The sequence below is a fragment of the Streptomyces sp. NPDC031225 genome (assembly GCF_055570355.1).
Window position 1 is genome coordinate 17,303 of record NZ_JBVIHJ010000037.1, and the last position, 20,349, is coordinate 37,651.

The following is a 20,349-nucleotide window of genomic DNA, read 5'->3' on the forward strand; positions in this document are numbered from 1 at the left end:
CGCTTCACCTGGCGGTGAAGGGTATTCACGGTTTTCTCGCGAAACAAGAGAAATGAAAACGAGAAACTTTCTTACTGCCTGGTCGTTGACAGCCCCATCGAGCCGATGGCAGCGTCGAAGCGCTTCAATTCCTCCCGACCAGCCTGCAGACCCGACCAGCCTGCAGAGAGGATCGCTCGTGGGTTCTGCCTCCCTGTCCACCGCCGATCGGCTTCCGTTCCGCGACCCCGCGCTGCCGATCGACAAGCGTGTCGACGATCTGCTCGGCCGGCTCACGCCCGACGAGCGGATCGCGCTGCTGCACCAGTACGCACCGGCTGTCGAGCGCCTCGGCGTCGCCGCGTTCCGCACCGGCACGGAGGCACTGCACGGCGTGGCCTGGCTCGGTGAGGCGACCGTCTTCCCGCAGGCCGTGGGGCTGGGTGCGACCTGGGACGAGGACCTCGTGCGCGAGGTGGCCGACGCCGTCTCGGTCGAACTGCGTGCCTTCCACCACCACCGCCCGACGGCGAACGGCGTCGGCGTCAACAGCCTGCAGGCCTGGGCGCCCGTGGTGAACCTGCTGCGCGACCCGCGCTGGGGCCGCAACGAGGAGGGCTACTCCGAGGACCCGGTGCACACCGCACGGCTCGGCACGGCCTACTGCCGCGGCCTGGCCGGAGACCATCCGACCTACCTGCGTGCGGCCGGTGTGCTCAAGCACTTCCTCGCCTACAACAACGAGGACGACCGCTGCACCACATCCTCCGGCCTGCGCCCCCGTGTCCTGCGGGAGTACGACCTGGCGGCCTTCCGCCCGATCATCGCCTCGGGCGCGGCGACCGGTGCGATGGCCGCCTACAACCTCGTCAACGGCCGCCCCTGCCACGTCAGTCCGCTCCTGGACGAACTGCGCGACTGGGCCGCGCCGACCGGGCACGAGCTGTTCGTCGTCAGCGACGCCGAAGCACCCTCCAACCTGGTCGAGCAGGAGCACTACTTCGCCGACCACGCCGAGGGCCACGGCGCCGCGCTGAGGGCCGGCATCGACAGCTTCACCGACCAGAACGAGGACAGCCACATCACGGTCGGCCGGCTCTGCGAAGCCCTGGAGCGCGGCCTCATCGACGAGGACGACATCGACCGCGCGGTCCGGCGCCAGCTGCAACTGCGCTTCCGGCTCGGCGAGTTCGACCCCGACCTCGACCCGTACACCGGAATCGGCCCGGAGGCGATCGACAGCCCCGAGCACCGCGCCCTCGCCCTGCGCGCCGCCACCGAGTCGGTGGTGCTGCTCAAGAACGACGGTCTGCTGCCCCTGACGGCGGAGCGCTCACCGCGGATCGCCGTTATCGGCCCGCACGCCGACCGCCTGTACGAGGACTGGTACAGCGCCACCCTGCCCTACCAGGTCGGCATCGCCTCCGGGCTGCGCGCGAAGGCGGGCGACGTCGTGACCGTGGAGGGCGCCGACCGGATCGCCCTGCGCTCCCGCACCACGGGAGAGCCACTCGGCGGGACCGCGTACGACGTCACCGAATGGGGCGACGGGGTGCTGACCCTGCGCGACGCGGAGACCGGCCGCCACCTCACCCGCAAGGACGACGACTCGCTCACCGCCGACCGGGAGGTGATCAAGACCTGGTTCATCGACGAGAGTTTCCTGCTGGAACCCGATCCTCGCGGCGACGCCGACACGGTGCTCCTGCGCAACGTCCGCACCGGCCGCTACGCCGCGGTCGACCCCTCCGACGGCACGGTCACCATCACCGCCGCCACCCCGCAGGAAGCCGAACGCTGGCAGCGCGAACTGCTGCGCGACGGCACGGCCGAAGCCCGCAGCGCCGCCGCGGCGGCCGATGTCGCCGTCGTCGTCCTCGGCAACCACCCGCTCATCAACGGCCGCGAGACCGAGGACCGCACGGGCACCGCACTGCCCGCCACCCAGGAGGCCCTGCTGCGAGAGGTGGCCGCGGTGCGCCCGGAGACCGCGCTGGTCGTCATGAGCAGCTACCCCTACGCCGTCGACTGGGCCGACGCGCACCTGCCCGCCGTGGTGTGGACCTCCCACGGCGGGCAGGAAACAGGCGGAGCGCTGGCCGCCGTACTGCTCGGCGAGGCCGACCCGTCGGGCCGGCTGCCGCAGACCTGGTACCGCGGCGACCACGAACTCCCGCACCCACTGGACTACGACGTGATCAAGGCCGGCTGGACCTACCAGTACCACCGCGACGCACCCCTGTACGCCTTCGGCCACGGCCTGTCCTACACCGACTTCACCTACGGCGACCTGCGGCTGTCCACGGCGACGGTGCCGCAGGACGGTGAGCTGGACGTCTCGGTGACGCTGTCCAACACCGGGGCGCGGTCCGGCACCGAGGTGATCCAGCTCTACGTCCGTGCCGTGGACGCCCGTTACGAGGCGCCCCGGCTCAAGCTCGCCGACTTCCGCAAGGTGCGGCTGGAGCCCGGGGAGAGCCGCGAGGTGACCTTCCGGCTGCCCGTCGAGCGGTTCGCGCACTGGGACGTCGCCACGGGCGCGTTCACCGTGGACCCCGGTGCCCACGAGATCCTCGTCGCCCGCTCCGCGGAACACGTCGTCCTGACCGCGCCGTTGACGGTGACCGGGCCCGCACCCGCACCCCGTGTGGTGGTCGGCCGGCGCGTCCTGGCCGCCGACTTCGACGACTACACGGACGTCACCCTCGTCGACGCCACCCGCAGCGCGGGCGACGCGGTCACCCCGACCGAACCCACGTCCCCCGCGACGCTGGTGTTCAAGGCCCTCGACCTGTCCGGCGTCAACCGGTTCGAGGCGGACGTCGCGCGTGGCGGAACCGGCACGGGCGAGGCACGCCTTGAGATCCGGGCCGGCGACCGGCTCCTGGCGGAGCTCGCCGCACCGGTCACCGGCAGCCGGTACGCGTGGACCACGGTGAGCGTCGACGTGGCGGCACCCGGCGACGGCGTCCACGACCTGCGGCTGACCCTGCACGGCGACTTCCGCATCTCCTCCTTCTCCTTCAACTCGTCGCAGGAGACGGCCGTATGACCGGCCCCGCGTTCCCGGCGCTGCCTCCCGGATTCCGCTTCGGCGTCGCCACCGCCGCCTACCAGATCGAGGGCGCCCACGACGAGGACGGCCGCGGCCCCTCCATCTGGGACACCTTCAGCCACACCCCGGGCCGTACGCTCGGCGGTGCCACCGGCGACACGGCCACCGACCACTACCACCGCTACCGCGAGGACGTCGCGCTGCTGCGCGGCCTCGGTGTCGACACCTACCGGTTCTCGATCGCCTGGTCCCGCCTGCTGCCCGAGGGCACCGGCCGGGCCAACGCCAAGGGGCTGGACTTCTACGACCGCCTGATCGACGAGTTGCTGGCCGCCGGCATCGCACCCGCCGTCACCCTCTACCACTGGGACCTGCCGCAGCCCCTGGAAGACCGGGGAGGCTGGCGCGTCCGGGACACCGCGGAGGCCTTCGCGGCCTACACGACGCTCGCCGCCGAACGCTACGGCGACCGGGTCCAGCGCTGGATCACTCTCAACGAGCCGTACTGCTCCGCCTTCGTCGGTTACGCCGAGGGCCGGCACGCGCCCGGCGCGCAGGAGGGCCGCGGCGCCCTGGCGGCCGCCCACCACCTGCTCGTCGGCCACGGACTCGCGGTACGGGCGCTGCGGGCGGCGGGTGCCCTGGACGTCGGCATCACCCTCAACCTGGACCGGATCCACGCCGCCTCGGACCGGCCCGACGACATGGCGGCCCGCCGCCGTGCCGAGACCCTGCACAACGACATCTGGGCCGAGCCGCTGTTCGCCGGCCGCTACCCCGCGCACGAGGCCGAGACCTGGGCCGGGCTCGCCGACGGCCCCTGGCGCCGAGGGGACGACCTGACCGTGATCGGAGCCCCGCTGGACTTCGTCGGCCTGAACTACTACCGGCCGATCTGCGTGACCGCGGCAACCCACCGGGAGTCCGATCCCGAGCAGCGCACCGCGGTCGACATCGGGGTGGCCGAGGTGGACCCCTACGGTACCCGGCACACCACCATGGGCTGGCCGGTCGTCCCCTCCGCACTCACCGAACTGCTCCACCAACTCCGCGACCGCTACCCGGGGTTGCCCCCGGTCTGGATCACGGAGAACGGCTCCGCCGAGGCCGACACCCGCACCCCGGACGGCCAGGTCCACGACCCCGACCGGACCCGCTACCTCGCCGACCACCTCCAGGCGCTCGCCGACGCCGTCGACGCCGGCGCCGACGTGCGCGGCTACTACCTCTGGTCGCTGCTCGACAACTTCGAGTGGGCTCGCGGCTACGGCCAACGGTTCGGCCTGGTCCACGTCGACTACGACACCAGCACCCGCACCCCCAAGGACAGCTACCACTGGTACCGGGACCTGATCGCCGCCCACCGCGCCAGGACGAAGGACAACTGAAGGGGCCGGAAGGTGGCGAATTCCCGGCCCCTTCAGTACGGGTTCTCAGCGTCGGATCACCCGGTCACTGGATCGTCCACGCCTGGTTGGGCTGGTTCAGTGACATCCACTGATCGATGGCGGCCCCGTCGGCCGTCGAGGCGCCGCCGATCTCCAGGACCTGCCTGCTCCCGAAGTTGCGGATGACGTACCCACCGGTGGTCGGCTCGAAGTACCACAACTGGCTGTTGCTGCCGCTGTAGGTGTTCTGCTCGAGCTTCACGCCCTTGAAGTGGCTCGACTGATCGATGTCCAGGGCCTTGCCGCTGTTCCTGTTCACGATCTTGTAGAGCCGGCCGCTGACCCGCACGATGTTCCATTGCTGGTTGGTGCCGCCGTTGCCCGGCCACTGGACCACGCTCGCCCCGTCGGCGGTGGAGGCCTGGTACACGTCGGCCAGCTGCCCGCTGTTGGCGTTCTTGAGCGTGTAGTACGTCGAGGGGTTGACGTTCGGTGCAGCGGTCGAGTCCTCCAGCGCGCCGCCCGCTTGCTGCACGCTGAAGTCGGCGATGAAGAAGTACGCGCCGTCGGTCTTGGCGACCCGTACGTAGCGGAACTTCTGGCGGGTGTCGATGTCACCCGTGAGCGTCGACGCGAGCGGCAGGGTGGCGGCGTCCTGGCGTCCCAGCACGGTGTAGGTGGCGAAGGACGGGTCGTTGGAGGCCCGGATCTCGAACCCGCTGCGGGTCTCGGGCTGGTCGATGTCCTGGCGCGTCGTCAGGGAGTACTGCCCGAGCCGGTACGCCTGGCCCAGGTCGACCTGCCACCAGGCAGAGGTGTCGCTCCCGGTGGGAGACCAGCCGGTGGAACCGTCGTTGTCGTCGGCGCGGGACGCCGCCCAGCTGGAGTTGAAGACCGAGGAGGCCGACGTGGGCTTGTTGTACGCGAGGTTGAGCTTCGCCGACAGGCCCTGGTATGCGGGCTCCAGCCCGGACGCCTTCATCACCGAGGTGCCCGTGGTGGCGTTGCCGGTGAGCGTCATGTTGGAGCCGTTGGCGTTCTGGTTGATGAAACCGTCGGTGCGCGACAGCACGTTGTTCGAGAGAGTCATGTTGTTCGACCCCTCGTCCATGTAGAGGCCGGATACGGCGGATCCGCAGGCGGACGGCGTGCGCACCGCGTCGTGAACGTAGTTGCCGCTGACGACGGTGCCGGGGTCGTTGGAGAGGTGGTAGATGCCGGCGGTGTCGCACAGCCGGTTCACCACGTTGCCGATCCGGTTGTAGCTGATGCTGTTGTTGCCCTCGGCGTTGGCGGCGGCCTGCCAGCCCCAGCCGAGTGAGATGCCCGCCCACGGGGCGTCGGTGATGTCGTTGTGGTTGATGGTGGTGCTGTTGACGAAGCCCGCGTTGATGCCGGCGGTGCCCAGGTAGTCCTCGCCGATGCGAGTGATCAGGTTGTCGTTGACCGTGACGTTCTTGACGACCTCGCGCGGATCCTCACCGGCCGGGGAGGTCGGCGGGTTGTAGACGGTGTGGTACTCCACCGTGGGGTCGGAGAACTTGCCCACCATGATCCCGTTGCCGGCGATGTCGTAGACGGTGTTGCCGGTCGCGCTGCTGTCGTGGACACCGTGGGACAGGTCGAGGGCGGTGGCCCCCATCTGCGTGAAGGTGTTTCCGGTGAAGGAGACGCGGTCGGCGTCGGCGACCTGGACCCCGGCCGGCGGACGGCCCACGTACTGGTGGTTCGAGGTGTCGGCGGACAGGTTGTAGTTGCCGCCCTGGCCGTTGAGCAGGCCGTTGTCGGTCGCTTCCATCCAGGTGGTCTGCGTGAAGGTGATGCCGGAGAGACGCAGGTCATGAGCTGGGGCGTCGAGGCTGCCGCCCTTGACGTCGACGAGCGTCCTCAGAGTGGGCGCCTGCACGGTGGCCGTGGACATGTCCTCGCCGGAGCGCGGTTTGTAGTAGACCGTCTGCCCGGCCGTGTCCACGTAGAACTCGCCCGGCTCGTCGAGGAACTCATGGGCGTTCTCGAAGTGCAGCGGGGAGCCGTTGGCGAGGACCGGGTAGGGGCGCTGGAAGAGGATGCCCGCTTCGTGGTCCTGGATGGACACGTTCGCCAGCCCGTTGGCGGAGGTGAACGACTTGAGCCGTAGGTAGTTCTCCGCCCACTGCGTCTCCAGCACCATCTCGACCTGGCTGAGGTTGCCCCAGTCGGAGACCTGTGAACTGAGCACCTTCAGCAGCTTGTTGGTCTTGTCGCTGCCCTGCAGCTGGAAGTCCGAGCCGAGATCGGGGAAGCGCGCGCGGGTGGCGCGGACGCCGTTGACGTACAGCTGGCGGAAGTTCAGGGTGCCGACGGAGGCCTTGTACTCGCCGTTGCCGGTGGCGGTCCAGCCGCTGATGGTCCTGCCGCTGCTGATCACGGGGGTCTCGCCGTTGTACGCCTGGTAGACGACGGTGTGGCCGTTCGTGCCGGAGTCGCTCGCGCCGAACGTGATCGGGCTGGTGAGGGAGTAGGTGCCCCCGCGCAGGTTCACGGCGATGTCGTCGGACATGTTCGCGTTGACGCCGCGGACCGCCGCCTGGGCCGCCTGGATGGTCTTGAACGCGGCGGCGGTGCTGGTTCCCGAGTTGCTGTCACTGCCGTTGACGGGGTCGACGTAGAAGTTCGTCGTGGCCGCGTAGGCGGGCTGAGCGGGCAGCACGGCCGCGAAGACGACGGCGGCTGCCGCGAGCGCCTTGTACAGCCCCGCGCAGGCGCGTAGGGGTCGCATGTGGGTGTCCCTCCTGTAGCCCCCGCTATGAGTAGCATTTATCGGCGGTCACCCGGGGTCGCGTCAAGGTAATGGATAGAATTAATTTTCGCAGGCGTAACGGGCATGGAATGGATGTGGGAGAAAGCGCAGGTGGTGGCGTTCAGGTACGAGCGTGGCCCCTTGCTGCCTCGTGCAGTCTCTTTAATAAGTACGACTCATTTAAAGGCTGGGTTCACAGAACCGCCGCCCGGTGCGGTGCGGACCGGGCGGCGGTGGGGTGAGGCTGGGTGCGACGGGGCGATCACGCACCCCCTAGTCCTGGACCTTGCCTCCCGTGACCCGGGACAGCGCCAGGGCGATGAGGATGATCGCGCCGTTGAGAGCGCCGATCCACTGCGCGGGGACGCCGCCGAGGGTGAGGACGTTCTGGATGAGGAAGAGCAGCAGGATGCCGGTGAAGGCGCCGAACACGGTGCCCTTGCCGCCGTTGAGACTGATGCCGCCGATGACGGCCGCGGCGAACACCGTGAAGATGTAGCCGTTGCCCTGCGCGGAGGCCACCGAGGCGAGCCGACCGGACAGCAGCAGGCCGCTCAGCGCGGCGAGCAGGCTCGCGGTCACCATGACGATCCACAGCACCCGGTCGGTGCGGATACCGGCCGCCTTCGCCGCGTCGACGTTGCCGCCGATGGCGTAGAGCGAACGGCCGAAGCTGGTGAACCCGAGCACCACGATCCCGATGGCGAACAGGAGCAGGCACACCCACACCGACGCCGGCATGCCCAGCCACTGCACCGTCCCGAGGTACAGCATCGAGCCGGGCAGCTGGAAGAAGGTCTGGCCGCCGGAGATGCCGGTGAGGATGCCGCGCAGCACGATCAGCATGCCCAGCGTCACGATGAAGCCGTTGAGGCCGAACCGGATGATGAACAGGGCGTTGACCACGCCGATCAGCAGGCCGACGGCCAGCGTGACGGGGACCGACCAGGCGCCCGGGAGCAGCCCGAGGCCGTGCGTGGCGCCCGCCGGGACGGTGAGCCAGGCGGCGACCCCGGGGGCGAGGCCGACGGTGGACTCCAGCGAGAGGTCCATCTTCTTGACGATCAGCACCAGGGTCTGGGCGAGGACCAGCAGTGCGATCTCGGACATCGTCTGCAGGACGTTGATGAGGTTGTCGGTCTGCAGGAACACCGGGTTGACGATCTGCCCGACGATCGCGATGACGATGATCGCGGGGATGAGGGCGAGGTCGCGCAGCCGGGCGAAGGCGATCCTGCGCCCTCCCGCCCGTGCGGCGGCCTGCTGTTCACCGGCCGGGGTCTTCGCGGCGGCCGCGGTCGCGGTCTCAGGCATCGAGTTCCACTCCTTCCATCGCGGCCACGAGCTCGTGGTCGTGCCAGCCGCTGGGCTTCTCGGCGACCACGCGGCCCTGGAACATCACCAGGACCCGGTCGCACATGCGCAGGTCGTCGAGTTCGTCGGAGGCGATGAGCACCCCCGTGCCGGACTCGGCGGTCTCCTCGACCTTGGCGAGGAGGAACTCCTTGGACCGCACGTCGACACCGGCGGTCGGGTTGATGAGCACCAGCAGCCTGGGGTCGTTGGCCAGGGCGCGCGCCATGACGACCTTCTGCTGGTTGCCTCCGGAGAGGCCGGAGACGGCCAGTTCGGGGCCCGGCGTCTTGATGGCCAGGTTCTCGATCATGGACTTGGCGAGGACGTCGCGGCGCCGCCGGTCGATGAACCCGGGCGGCCCGAGCCGCTCGGGAATGGTCAGGGTGCCGTTGTCCGCGATGGACATGCCGGGTACGAAGCCCTGCTGGTGACGGTCCTGCGGGACGAATCCCACGCCTGCCCGCAGCGCCGCGGGGACGCTGCCCGGCCGGGGCCGGGTGCCCGCGATCTCCACCGTGCCGGTGGTGGCACCGCGCAGTCCCACGACCGTTTCCGCGACCTCGATACGGCCGCTGCTCGCGGCGCCGGCGAGACCGACGATCTCGCCGGCGCCGATGGCGAACGACACGTCGTCGTACGTGTCGTCGAGGGACGCGCCGTCGACGGTGAGGATGCTCGGGGCCGCTGTGTCCGCCGGGCGGCGGCGGTTGGGCGAGGACTCCGTCGCGCTGTCACCCGTCATCGCGGCGACGAGGTCGGTGCGGGGCAGGTCGGCGACGGGCGCGGTGAGGATGTGCCGGGCGTCGCGGAACACCGTGACCGTGTCGCAGATCTCGTAGATCTCCTGGAGGTGGTGGCTGATGAACAGGAAGGTGACGCCCTGCTGCTGGAGGTCCTCGATCCGGCCGAAGAGCCGGGTGATGGCGGCTCCGTCGAGTTGGGCGGTCGGCTCGTCGAGGACGATGAAGCGGGCACCGAAGGACAGCGCCCTGGCGATCTCGACGAACTGCCTTTGCTCGACGTCCAGTTCACGGGCGGGAGTGCGCACGTCCACGTCGACCGACCAGGTCTGCAGCAGGGCCTCTGCCTTGCGGCGGAGGGTCCGCCAGCTGATCAGGCCGCCCTTGCCGCGGTCGTGCCGGTTCAGGAAGAGGTTCTCCGCGACGGTCAGCTCGGGGATGATCGTGGACTTCTGGTAGACGCAGGCCACCCGTCGCCGCCAGGCGTCCCGGTCGGCGGGCCGGGGAGCCGGTTCGCCGCCGAAGGTCACCGTGCCCTCGTCGGGTGTCTGGAGGCCGGTGAGGATGGAGACCAGGGTCGACTTGCCCGCGCCGTTGCGTCCGACCAGCGCGTGTGTCTGCCCGGGGGCGATCGTGATCCGCGCGTCGCTCAAAGCGACCGTGGAGCCGAACCGCTTCGTGATCCCCGCCGCCTCGGCGACGGGCGGTGCCGTAACCATGTCTGCGAATCGCCTTCCGGTCAGCCGAGGTTGTTGCCCCAGAGGGACGTGTCGTCGCTCTTGAGGCTGGAGACGCCGCCGTAGGTGCCGCCGTCGGAGGTGACCAGGGGAGCGGACAGCTGGTCCTCCAGCAGGCCGGGACGGACCTGGATGATCGTGCTGCCGTGGTCGGTCTTGCCGGGCTTGAAGGTCTTGCCGTCGATCGCCGCCTTCAGGTAGTAGAGGGCGTACTTGGCGTAGAGGTCGGCCGGCTGGGACACGGTGGCGTCGATCTGCCCGGCCCCGATGTCCTTGAGCTCCTCGGGGATGCCGTCGTTGGACACGACGAACACGTGCTTCTTGTCGTCCGGGCCCACCAGCAGGCCCTTCTGCTTGAGGACCTGGAGGGTGCCGGCCAGCGCGAAGCTGGACTGCATGTAGACGCCCTTGATGTCCGGGTGCGCGGTCAGGTCGGTCTGCAGCTTCTGTGCCGCGACGGCGCCGTCCCAGTTGGCGGCCTCACCGAACACCTTGATGCCGGGGTAGTCCGACTTCATGCACTCGTTGAACGCCTCGGTGCGGTCACGGCCGTTGATGGAGGACAGGTCGCCCTGGAGCATCACGACCTTGCCCTTGCCGCCGAGCTTGGTGCCGAGGTACTGGCAGGCCTTCTCGCCGTACGCCCGGTTGTCGGCCCGGACGACCATGTAGACCTTGCCGGTGTCGGGGCGGGTGTCCACGGTGACGACCGGGATCTTCTTCGCCCCCATCTGGGCCAGGGTGGGCGCGATGGCCGCGGTGTCCTGCGGGGCCATCGCGACACCCTTGACGCCCTGGCTGATGAACGTCTGGGCGTTCGAGGTCAGCTTGGCGACGTCGTTCTGCGAGTTGGTGGTCTTCAGGTCGAGCCCGAGTTCCTTCGCGTACTGCGGGGTGTACTTGATGTACGAGTTCCAGAAGTCGGTGTCGGAGCGCGGGTAGTCGACCCCGACGACCGGCTTGCCGCCGCCGGACGAGGCGGTGCTGGAGCCGGAGCCCCCGCACGCGGCGAGAGCGGGTACGGCCAGTGCGGCGAGGGCGGCGAGGGCGGCGTAGCGGGTGTGTCCGAGCGTCATTGCTCTTCTCCCTGCTGGTGAAACCTGGTGGATGAGGAGGGTGCCGGGGGTCAGTTGCGCGGGCGGAGCCGGAGTCCCTGCATGCCGCCGTCGACAGCGAGGTCGGTGCCGGTGGTGGATGCGGACAGCGGGCTCGCGAGATGGGCGATGGCGGCGGCGACCTCGTCGGCGCCGACCAGCCGTCCCAGGGGCTGGCGGGCTTCGAGGGCGGTGCGTTCGGCCTCCGCGTCCTCGGCATGTTCGAGGAGCCTGCCGACCCACGGGGTGTCGACCGTGCCGGGGTTGACGCAGTTGACGCGGATGCCGTCGCGCACGAGGTCGGCGGCGCTTGCCCGGGTGAGGGAGAGGACGGCGCCCTTGGTCGCGGAGTACAGCGCCCGCTGGGGCAGTCCCGCGGTCGCCGCGACGGAGCAGGTGTTGACGATGGCCGCGCTGTGGGAGCGGCGCAGATGGGGCAGGGCGGCCCTGGTGACCCGGACGATCCCGAAGACGTTGACGTCGAAGACCCGGCGCCACTCGTCGTCGGGGTTGTCCTCGATCGCGCCCTGGGCGCCGATCCCGGCGTTGTTGACCAGGATGTCGATCCCGCCGAGCAGGTGTGCCGCCTCGTCGATCGCCGACCGTACGCCGGCGTCGTCGGTCACGTCGGCCTGTACGCCGGCCAGCGGTGCGGGGAGGTCGTCGGGCTTCAGGTCGAGGCAGGCGACGTGTGCCCCGCGGCCGGCGAGCAGCTGTGCGGTGGCCAGGCCGATGCCGGAGGCGCCGCCGGTGACGACGGCCTTGAGACCGGAGAACTCGTCCCTGCTCGTGAGGGTCATGAGGCTCATGAGGCGGTCGTCTCCTGCCACACGGGCCCGTCCGGGTAGCGGTGTGCGGCGACGGAGGCGGGGTGGATCTCGGCACCGATACCGGGGGCGGCCGGCGCGAGGTAGTGGCCGTCCCGGATGCGGACCGGGTCGGTGAAGTGCTCGTGCAGATGGTCGACGTACTCGATGACGCGGTTCTCGGTGGTTCCGCTGACGGCCACGTAGTCGAACATCGCCAGGTGCTGGACCATCTCGCACAGACCGACGCCGCCGGCGTGCGGGCAGACCGGGACGCCGAACTTGGCGGCCAGCAGCAGGATGGCGACGTTCTCGGTGACGCCGGCGGTACGGCTGGCGTCCATCTGCAGGATGTCGAGCGCCTCGGCCTGCAGCAGCTGCTTGAACATCACCTGGTTGTGGGTGTGTTCGCCGGTGGCCACCTTGACCGGCGCCACCGCCTTGCGGATGGCGGCGTGCCCGAGGATGTCGTCGGGTGAGGTGGGCTCCTCGATCCAGTACGGGTCGTAGGGGGCGAGGGCGCGCATCCACTCGATCGCCTGCCGGACTCCCCACGCCTGGTTGGCGTCGACGGCGATCCGGATGTCCGGTCCGACCGCCTCACGGGCCAGCCGCATGCGGCGTACGTCGGCCTCGCGGTCGGCACCGACCTTCAGCTTGATCTGCGAGAAACCGTCGGCGACCGCCTCCTTGGACAGCCGCACCAGCTTCTCGTCGTCGTAGCCGAGCCAGCCGGGAGTCGTGGTGTAGGCCGGGTAGCCGTGCTCCAGCAGGTGCGCGGTGCGTTCCGCGCGACCGGGCTCGGCGCGGCGCAGGATGTCCAGCGCCTCCTCACGGGTGAGGGCGTCCTCCAGGTAGCGGAAGTCGACCAGGTCCACCAGCTGTTCCGGGGACAGCTCGGACAGCAGCTGCCAGACGGGCTTGCCGGTCCGGCGCCCGTACAGGTCCCACACGGCGTTGACGACCGCCGCCGCGGCCATGTGAATGGCGCCCTTCTCCGGTCCCAGCCAGCGCAGTTGGCTGTCGCCGGTCAACCGCCGGGAGAAGGCGCCGAGATCACCCAGGACCTCCTCCACCGGCAGGCCCACCACCAGGGGGGCGAGGGCCCGTACGGCGGCGACCTCGACGTCGTTGCCGCGTCCCACCGTGAAGGCGAGTCCGTGGCCCTCCTCGCCGCCGGTCGTACGGATCGTCACATAGGCGGCGGAGTAGTCGGGTTCGGGGTTCATGGCATCGGAACCGTCGAGTTCGAGTGACGTCGGGAACCGCACGTCCACCGCCTCGACGGAGCTGATCAGCTCAGTCATGGTGCCCGGCCGTTCCGGGCCGGGGGCCGCGAGGTTTGTTCGGGGTCATGGCAAACCACCTGTCGTCATGAGTCGTAGACATGTCCCCTGCGCAACAACAGGTATCGGACATGGGATGGATTTAAGGGTGGGTTCGACGTCGATGTCCATAGTCGGAGTGAAGATTGTTGGCGCGAACTCGCACGACCTGCGGTTATGTGAACAACGAGACGATGGTGACGACGGGGCGAGCCGTCCCATCTCTTCCGGATCCATGGGATGTATTGCTACGGTGCCGTGGGCACGCACCGGAGGGAACAGCCACGTATGTCATTGACCGACAAGGCCATCGACCGCATCAGGGAGCTCATCCAGTCCGGTGAGCTGTCCCCGGGTGCCAAGCTGCCGCCCGAGCAGCTGCTCGCCGCCGAGTTGGGGCTGTCCCGCAACCTCACCCGGGAGGCGGTCAAGGCGCTGGTCGTCTCGCGGGTCCTGGAGATCCGGCGCGGCGACGGCACCTACGTGACCAGCCTGGAACCGGAACTGCTGCTGAGCGGCATCGGATCGGCAGTCGAACTGCTGCACGGCGACACCCTGCTGGAGCTCACCGAGGTACGCCGGCTGCTGGAACCGCTCGCCACGGCACTGGCCGCGCCCCGGATCTCGGCCGCCCAGCTCGCCGAGGTGGGACGGCATCTCGAAGCGATGCGCGCCGCCCACGACGACGTCGAGCGGCTCAACGAGCACGACGCCGCCTTCCACCGCACGGTGATCGCGGCCACCGGCAACGCCACCCTCGCCACCCTGCTGGAGGGCATCTCCAGCCGCACCGTGCGCGCCCGCATCTGGCGAGGACTGGTCGACGACAACGTCGCGGCCCGCACCGTCGCCGAGCACGAGGCCATCTACCAGGCGCTGGCAGACCGGGACGCCGTACTCGCGCAGGCCGCCGCGCTTCTGCACGTCACCACCACGGAGCGGTGGCTGCGCGAGCACTGGGACCGCGAGGCCAACGCCCTTCCGCAGGATGCCGCCGGGGGCAACCGCTGACCCGGTCGACCTCGCCTTCGCGCGTGGGACCCGTGCCTTCTCAACTCGTCCGATCGCTCTGAGCATTCAGGAGTACCCGATGAAGTTTCTGCGTGTGGGCCCGACGGGCCTGGAGCGCCCCGCCGTCCTGGACGCCGACGGCGGCGCCCACGACCTCACCTCGCTCACCGACGACATCGACGGCGCCTTTCTCGCCGACGGTGGCCTTGAACGGGCCCGGACCGCCCTCGGCGAAGGGCTGCTGCCGCGCATCGAGATCACCGGGCAGCGGATCGGCGCACCCGTCGCCCGCCCCGGCAAGGTCGTGTGCGTCGGCCTCAACTACGTGGACCACGCCGCCGAGACAGACACCCCGCCGCCCGCGGAGCCGGTGGTCTTCATGAAGGCCTCCAACACCGTCGTCGGCCCCGACGACACCGTGCTGATCCCGCGCACCAGCACCAAGACGGACTACGAGATCGAACTCGCCGTGGTCATCGGCCGCACCGCCCGCTACCTCGACTCCCCGGACGACGCCGACGGCGTCATCGCCGGGTACACCGTCGCCGACGACGTCTCCGAGCGTGCCTTCCAGCACGAGCGGGGCGGGCAGTGGGACAAGGGCAAGTCCTGCGAGACGTTCAACCCGCTCGGACCCTGGCTGGTGACCCCCGACGAGGTGGGGGACCCGCAGGGGCTCGCGACGCGGCTGTGGGTCAACGGCGAGCTGCGCCAGGACGGCCACACCAAGAACATGATCTTCGGGGTGCGTCACATCGTCTGGTACCTGAGCCAGTTCATGGTGCTGGACCCCGGCGACGTCATCAACACCGGGACCCCGGCCGGCGTGGCCTTCGGCGCCAACGACTTCCCGTATCTGCGGGCCGGCGACGTCGTCGAGGTGGAGATCGACCGGCTCGGCCGTCAGCGGCACGTCATCGGACAGGCCTGATGACCTCCCCCGGCCCGCCCTGGTACACCGAGCGGGTCCCGCTCGGCGGCTCCGGCGTCACCGTGAGCCGTCTCGGCCTGGGCACCGCGCCCCTGGCCGGCCTGTTCTCGGCGGTCGGTGCCGAGCAGGCCGCCGCCACCCTCGACGCCGCCTGGACCGCCGGAATCCGCTACTTCGACACCGCCCCGCACTACGGCGCGGGGCTCGCGGAACGACGGCTGGGCGAATTCCTCGCCGGGCCCGAGCGCTCGCGCGGGGAATTCACCGTGTCCACGAAGGTCGGCCGCCTGCTGGTGGCGGGCGAAGCGGCCCCGGGCGACGAGGCGTTCCACGGAGAGCCGGGGGTCGTACGCATCCGCGACTACAGCACCGCCGGCGTCTACCGCTCGCTGGCGGAGAGCCTGGAGCGCTCGGGACTCGACGCCTTCGACACCGTCCTCATCCACGATCCCGACGACCACTGGGAGGAAGCGGTCGGCGGAGCGTACCCGGCCCTCGCCCGGCTGCGGTCCGAAGGCGCTGTGCGGGCGATCGGGGCGGGCATGAACCAGACGGCGATGCTCACCCGCCTCGTCACCGAGACCGACCTCGACTGCGTGCTCGTGGCCGGCCGTTACTCCCTGCTGGACGGCAGCGCGGCCGACGAGCTGTTGCCCGAGTGCGTCAAGCGGCAAGTGTCCGTCCTGGTCGGCGGGGTCTTCAACAGCGGCATCCTCGCAGCCCCCGCACGCGGCGCCACCTACGACTACGCCCCGGCACCCGAGGCCGTGCTCCGACGCGCCCGGGCCCTCGCCGAGCGGTGTGCCGCGCACGGAGTGCCACTGGCCGCCGCCGCGCTGCAGTTCCCCTTCCGGAACACCGCGGTCACCGGCGTGGTCGTCGGCGCGCGCAGCCCGCGGGAAGTCACCGAGAACACAGCCCACGCCACCGTCGCGATCCCGGAGGACCTGTGGGACGAACTCGACGCCCTCGGAGCGGACGGCCCATGACCAGGATCGACGCACACCACCACATCGCGCGCCCGGCCGCCTCGCCCCGGGCAGCGGACGGACTGAGCCCCCGCACGCACGGCAGGCTCGCCACCCCGGCCCTGGCCCTGGCCGTCGTACGCCGTGACGTCGCCCCCCGGAAGGACACACCGTGAACGTACGTCTGGCCTACGGGCGTTCGGGACTGGACATCGACGTGGACCCGAGAAGGGCGACCGTCGTCGAACCCGTCCACCACGAGGCCGCCGCGGATCAGAGAGCCGTACTGCGCGCGGCCCTGCGCTCCCCGGTCGCCGGGCCGCCGCTGCGTGAGCGGGTACGGCCGGGACAGACCGTGGCGATCTCGGCCTGCGACGGCACCAGACCCCAGCCACGCCACCTGATGATCCCGGCCGTCCTCGACGAACTGGACGGCATCGTCCGCCCCGAGGACGTCGTCATCCTCATCGCCACCGGCACCCACCGCGGCAACAGTGACAGCGAACTGCGCCAGATGTTCGGCGACGAGATCGTCGACGGCGTACGCATCGTCAACCACGACGCCCGCGACCCCGGCCGGCTGACCTGGATGGGGACGTACGGCGACGGCGTACCGGTGTGGCTGAACCGCGAGTGGGTGGAGGCGGACGTCCGGATCACCACCGGCTTCGTGGAACCGCACTTCTTCGCGGGCTTCTCGGGCGGCCCCAAACTCGTCGCCCCCGGCCTCGCCGCGCTGGAGACCGTGCTGGTCCTGCACGACGCGGCCCGCATCGGCGACCCGCGCGCCACCTGGGGCGTCATCCACGGCAACCCGGTCCACGACGACGTACGCGCCATCGCCGCGGCCACCGGCGTGACCTTCTCCCTGGACGTGGTGCTCAACCGCGACAAGGACATCGTGGCCGCCTTCGGCGGCGATCTGCCGTCGATGCACGAGGCCGCCACCGCGACGGCCAGACGCATGGCGATGCGGCCGGTCGACGCGCCGTTCGACGTCGTCGTCACCACCAACTCCGGCTTCCCGCTGGACCAGAACCTCTACCAGGCCGTCAAGGGCATGTCCGCCGCCTACCAGGTGGTCCGGCCCGGCGGGACCATCGTCTGCGCCGCCGAGTGCCGCGACGGATTCCCCGACCACGGCTCCTACCGCGAAGTGCTGGCCTCCGCCGCCTCGCCACAGGCGCTGTTCGACGACATCAGCGCCCGCACCCAGACCGTGCCCGACCAGTGGCAGGTGCAGATCCAGGCACGCATCCAGTCGAACAGCCGGGTCGTCATGCACACCGGCTTCCTCAGCGACGCCGACCTCGCGACCGCCCATCTGGAACAGACCCGGGACATCTCGGCGACCGTGGCCGAGGCACTGGCGGCCGCGGGACCCGGAGCCCGGGTGTGCGTCCTGCCCGAGGGCCCCCAGACCATCCCGTACATCGAAGGGGCCCGGTCATGAACGACGTACTGGACCTGGGCTTCGCCCGCCTCGACCTGGCCCGCGAGGCACGGCAGGGACTCCCCGAGGTGGTCTACGGGCCCGGCAAGACGGTGGAGCAGATCGTCGGCATCGTCACCGGGCTGCTGGAGCACAACACCGGACCGGTCCTCGTCACGCGCATCGAAACGGAAGCCGCCGAGGCCGTCCTGGCACAGGTGGACGAGGGAGGCTACGACGCCGAGGCCCGGCTGCTGGTGTGGCGTCCTGCCGCCACCGGGGACTTCGCCGTCATGGTCGCCGCCGCCGGTACGTCCGACCGCCCGGTCGCCGCCGAGACCGTCGCGGTGGCCTCGGCGGTCGGGCTGGACACCACGGCCGTCCACGACGTCGGCGTGGCCGGCCTCGACCGGATCCTCCAGGTACGCGGCCGACTCCAGTCTGCCGACGCGGTGATCGTCGTGGCCGGCATGGAAGGCGCCCTCGCGAGCGTCGTCGGCGGACTGGTCCGCGCACCGGTCGTCGCGGTCCCCGTCTCCACCGGATACGGCGCCTCCCTGGAGGGCGTCACCGCACTGCTCGCCATGCACGCCTCCTGCGCCGCCGGAGTGACCGTGGTCAACATCGACTCCGGCTTCTCGGCCGCCATGGCGGTCCACCGCATCGCCCAGATCCGGGGAGGCGCCCGGTGATCTGCTGGATCAACCCCTTCACCGGGCTGGCCGGGGACATGCTGCTGGCCGCACTCATCGACGCCGGGGCACCCCTCGACGAGATCCGGGCGGCGATCACCGCCACCGGCCTGACCGGCTGGGACCTGACCGCCGAGCGCGTCACCGACCACGGACTGACCGCCACCCGCGTCCACGTGAACGTCACCGACACCCACGCCGAACGGCAGGCCGCCGAGGTGATCGAACTGGCCTCCCGGGCCGTCCCCGAACCCGTGGCGGCCCTCGCGGTCACGGCCGTGAGCGCGGTGGCCGAAGTGGAGGGCCGCCTGCACGGCGCCGAACCCGCCACCGTCCATCTGCACGAACTGGGCGGCCACGACACCCTGGTCGACATCGTCGGCACCGCAGCCGCCCTGCACGCCCTCGGCGTCACCCAGGTCGTCAGCTCCCCCCTGCCCCTGGGCCGGGGACGCATCGACGCGGCTCACGGCGTCCTGCCGTGCCCCGCCCCGGCCACCCTCGCGCTGCTCGCCGGAGCAGCGGTCACCGGCACCGACCTGCCCGGCGAGACGGTCACACCGACCGGCGCCGCGCTGCTGCACGCCTGCCGAGCCACGTACGGCCCACCGCCGGCCATGACCCTGGGCCCCACCGGCTACGGGGCGGGCACCCGAAGACTCCCCGACCGCCCCAACGTCGCCTCCGTCACCCTCGGCCACCCCGTGGAGGCCGAACGGACGCAGGAGGTCGTCGTCCTGGAGACCAACCTCGACGACGTCACCGGCGAAGTCCTCGGCCACACCATCGCCCGCGCGATGGAGTCCGGAGCCCTCGACGCCTGGGCCACACCCGCCGTGATGAAGAAGGGCCGTCCCGCCCAGATCCTGCACGTGCTGACCACTCCGCATCGGGAACGGCGGCTGCGGGACCTCGTCCTGGCCGAGACCGGCAGCCTCGGCATCCGCCGCGTGAGCGCCACCCGCACCACGCTGCCCCGCACCTTCGAGACCGTCCACGTCGACGGTCATCCGGTGCGGATCAAACACGGCCCCCACGGTTCCAAGCCCGAGCACGACGACGTCGCGGCCGCCGCCACCAGGCTGGGTCTGCCCCTGCGAGCCGTCGCCGCCCGCGCCCTGCGCCTGCGGCCGGCCCGTGATCGAGGCCCCGCGCAGCAGGAGGACAACGGATGACACAACAGAGCCCGGCACAACGCCTGCTGGACCGTGTGCGAGCCATCGGCCCGCTCGCCGTGGCCTATTCGGGCGGCGCGGACTCCGCCCTCGTCCTCGCCGCCGCTGTACGCGCCCTCGGAGCGGACCGGGTGCTCGCCGTCACCGCCGTCTCGGAGAGCCTCGCCGACGGCGAACTCGACCGAGCACGCCTCCTCGCCGACGGCCTCGGCGTCACCCACCTGACGCCGCGCACCAGGGAACTCGCCAGCCCCGGCTACCGGGCCAACGGCCCCGACCGCTGCTACTTCTGCAAGTCGACGGTCCTGGACACCATCGGCGCCCTGGCCCGCGACCACGGCTTCGACCAGGTGGCCACCGGAACCAACGCGGACGACGCACGCGACCCCCACCGACCGGGCATCCGGGCCGGCCGGGAGCGCGCGATCCACACCCCGCTCCTCGACACCGGCCTGGACAAGGCGGCCGTACGCCGACTCAGCAGGTCCTGGGCGCTGCCGACCTGGAGCAAACCGGCGACCCCCTGCCTGGCCAGCCGGATCCGCTACGGCGTCGAGGTCACCCCGCACCGCCTGGCCCGCGTCGACCGGGCCGAGGTGGCCGTACGCGCGCTCCTGGCCGACGCCGGCCTGAACGTGAGCGACCTCCGGGTCCGCGACCTGGGCGACACGGCCCGCCTCGAAGTCGACGCCTCGATCGTCGACCGGGTCACGCAGCTCCCGGAGATCGCCCGAGCACTCGCCGCAGCGGGCTTCGCCGAACTGCCGTACCAGATCGAGCCGTTCCGCTCAGGACGGCTCAACTCCGAGATCTAGCGGGGCAGGCTCAGAAGGCGTGACAGATGGATGCCTGCGGCTACAGCGGGGGCAGCTTCCGGCGCT

At 70.6% G+C, this 20,349-nt stretch carries 16 protein-coding genes; 10 read left to right on the forward strand and 6 right to left on the reverse strand.

The genetic code is table 11. The annotated features are described in order from the left end of the window. Positions 1–178: 178 nt before the first annotated feature. Complete coding sequence (locus ACZ48Z_RS41335; RefSeq protein WP_468741084.1) at positions 179–3,031, forward strand: glycoside hydrolase family 3 C-terminal domain-containing protein; 2,853 nt, start codon at positions 179–181, stop codon at positions 3,029–3,031. Continuing rightward, entirely contained in the window at positions 3,028–4,422 is a 1,395-nt protein-coding gene (locus ACZ48Z_RS41340; protein WP_468741085.1) for a GH1 family beta-glucosidase, read from the forward strand. The genes ACZ48Z_RS41335 and ACZ48Z_RS41340 overlap by 4 nt, the downstream gene beginning before the upstream one ends. 64 nt (positions 4,423–4,486) lie before the next feature. Here ACZ48Z_RS41340 and ACZ48Z_RS41345 read toward each other — a convergent pair whose 3' ends face one another. The 6 genes from ACZ48Z_RS41345 to ACZ48Z_RS41370 form a co-directional block, all read right to left on the reverse strand. Beyond that, positions 4,487–7,180, reverse strand: coding sequence for an RICIN domain-containing protein (locus ACZ48Z_RS41345; RefSeq protein WP_468741086.1), 2,694 nt, complete (start codon positions 7,178–7,180; stop codon positions 4,487–4,489). Between the two features lie 294 nt (positions 7,181–7,474). After that, positions 7,475–8,515 (reverse strand): ABC transporter permease, encoded by a 1,041-nt coding sequence (locus ACZ48Z_RS41350; protein ID WP_468741087.1) that lies wholly within the window; start codon positions 8,513–8,515, stop codon positions 7,475–7,477. Further along, positions 8,508–10,016 (reverse strand): sugar ABC transporter ATP-binding protein, encoded by a 1,509-nt coding sequence (locus ACZ48Z_RS41355; protein ID WP_468741088.1) that lies wholly within the window; start codon positions 10,014–10,016, stop codon positions 8,508–8,510. Before ACZ48Z_RS41355 ends, ACZ48Z_RS41350 begins: the two co-directional genes overlap by 8 nt. 20 nt (positions 10,017–10,036) lie before the next feature. Next, the gene (locus ACZ48Z_RS41360) at positions 10,037–11,110 is read right to left on the reverse strand and encodes a sugar ABC transporter substrate-binding protein (RefSeq protein WP_468741089.1); all 1,074 of its coding nucleotides are present in this window, start codon (positions 11,108–11,110) and stop codon (positions 10,037–10,039) included. A 50-nt stretch (positions 11,111–11,160) separates the two neighbouring features. Beyond that, positions 11,161–11,928 carry an SDR family NAD(P)-dependent oxidoreductase gene (locus ACZ48Z_RS41365; RefSeq protein WP_468741111.1) on the reverse strand — a complete coding sequence of 256 codons (768 nt, stop codon included), beginning with the start codon at positions 11,926–11,928 and terminating at the stop codon, positions 11,161–11,163. A gap of 5 nt (positions 11,929–11,933) precedes the next feature. After that, positions 11,934–13,241 carry an enolase C-terminal domain-like protein gene (locus tag ACZ48Z_RS41370; protein WP_468741090.1) on the reverse strand — a complete coding sequence of 436 codons (1,308 nt, stop codon included), beginning with the start codon at positions 13,239–13,241 and terminating at the stop codon, positions 11,934–11,936. A 306-nt stretch (positions 13,242–13,547) separates the two neighbouring features. On the opposite strand from ACZ48Z_RS41370, the gene ACZ48Z_RS41375 reads away from it, so the two are divergent. The 8 genes from ACZ48Z_RS41375 (at position 13,548) to larE (ending at position 20,283) form a co-directional block, all read left to right on the forward strand. After that, complete coding sequence (locus ACZ48Z_RS41375; RefSeq protein WP_468741091.1) at positions 13,548–14,270, forward strand: FadR/GntR family transcriptional regulator; 723 nt, start codon at positions 13,548–13,550, stop codon at positions 14,268–14,270. A 79-nt stretch (positions 14,271–14,349) separates the two neighbouring features. After that, entirely contained in the window at positions 14,350–15,201 is an 852-nt protein-coding gene (locus ACZ48Z_RS41380; protein ID WP_468741092.1) for a fumarylacetoacetate hydrolase family protein, read from the forward strand. Further along, a complete protein-coding gene (locus tag ACZ48Z_RS41385; RefSeq protein ID WP_468741093.1) occupies positions 15,201–16,190 on the forward strand; it encodes an aldo/keto reductase in 990 nt (329 codons plus the stop codon). The genes ACZ48Z_RS41380 and ACZ48Z_RS41385 overlap by 1 nt, the downstream gene beginning before the upstream one ends. Beyond that, positions 16,187–16,345: a hypothetical protein gene (locus ACZ48Z_RS41390; RefSeq protein WP_468741094.1), complete on the forward strand. Its 159-nt coding sequence runs from the start codon at positions 16,187–16,189 to the stop codon at positions 16,343–16,345. The genes ACZ48Z_RS41385 and ACZ48Z_RS41390 overlap by 4 nt, the downstream gene beginning before the upstream one ends. After that, positions 16,342–17,622 (forward strand): nickel-dependent lactate racemase, encoded by a 1,281-nt coding sequence (larA, locus tag ACZ48Z_RS41395; protein ID WP_468741095.1) that lies wholly within the window; start codon positions 16,342–16,344, stop codon positions 17,620–17,622. Before ACZ48Z_RS41390 ends, larA begins: the two co-directional genes overlap by 4 nt. Beyond that, on the forward strand, positions 17,619–18,293 hold the full coding sequence (gene larB, locus ACZ48Z_RS41400) for a nickel pincer cofactor biosynthesis protein LarB (RefSeq protein WP_468741096.1): 675 nt from the start codon (positions 17,619–17,621) through the stop codon (positions 18,291–18,293). The genes larA and larB overlap by 4 nt, the downstream gene beginning before the upstream one ends. Next, entirely contained in the window at positions 18,290–19,468 is a 1,179-nt protein-coding gene (larC, locus tag ACZ48Z_RS41405) for a nickel pincer cofactor biosynthesis protein LarC (protein WP_468741097.1), read from the forward strand. Before larB ends, larC begins: the two co-directional genes overlap by 4 nt. Further along, positions 19,465–20,283, forward strand: coding sequence for an ATP-dependent sacrificial sulfur transferase LarE (gene larE / locus ACZ48Z_RS41410; RefSeq protein ID WP_468741098.1), 819 nt, complete (start codon positions 19,465–19,467; stop codon positions 20,281–20,283). The genes larC and larE overlap by 4 nt, the downstream gene beginning before the upstream one ends. Positions 20,284–20,349 lie beyond the last annotated feature (66 nt).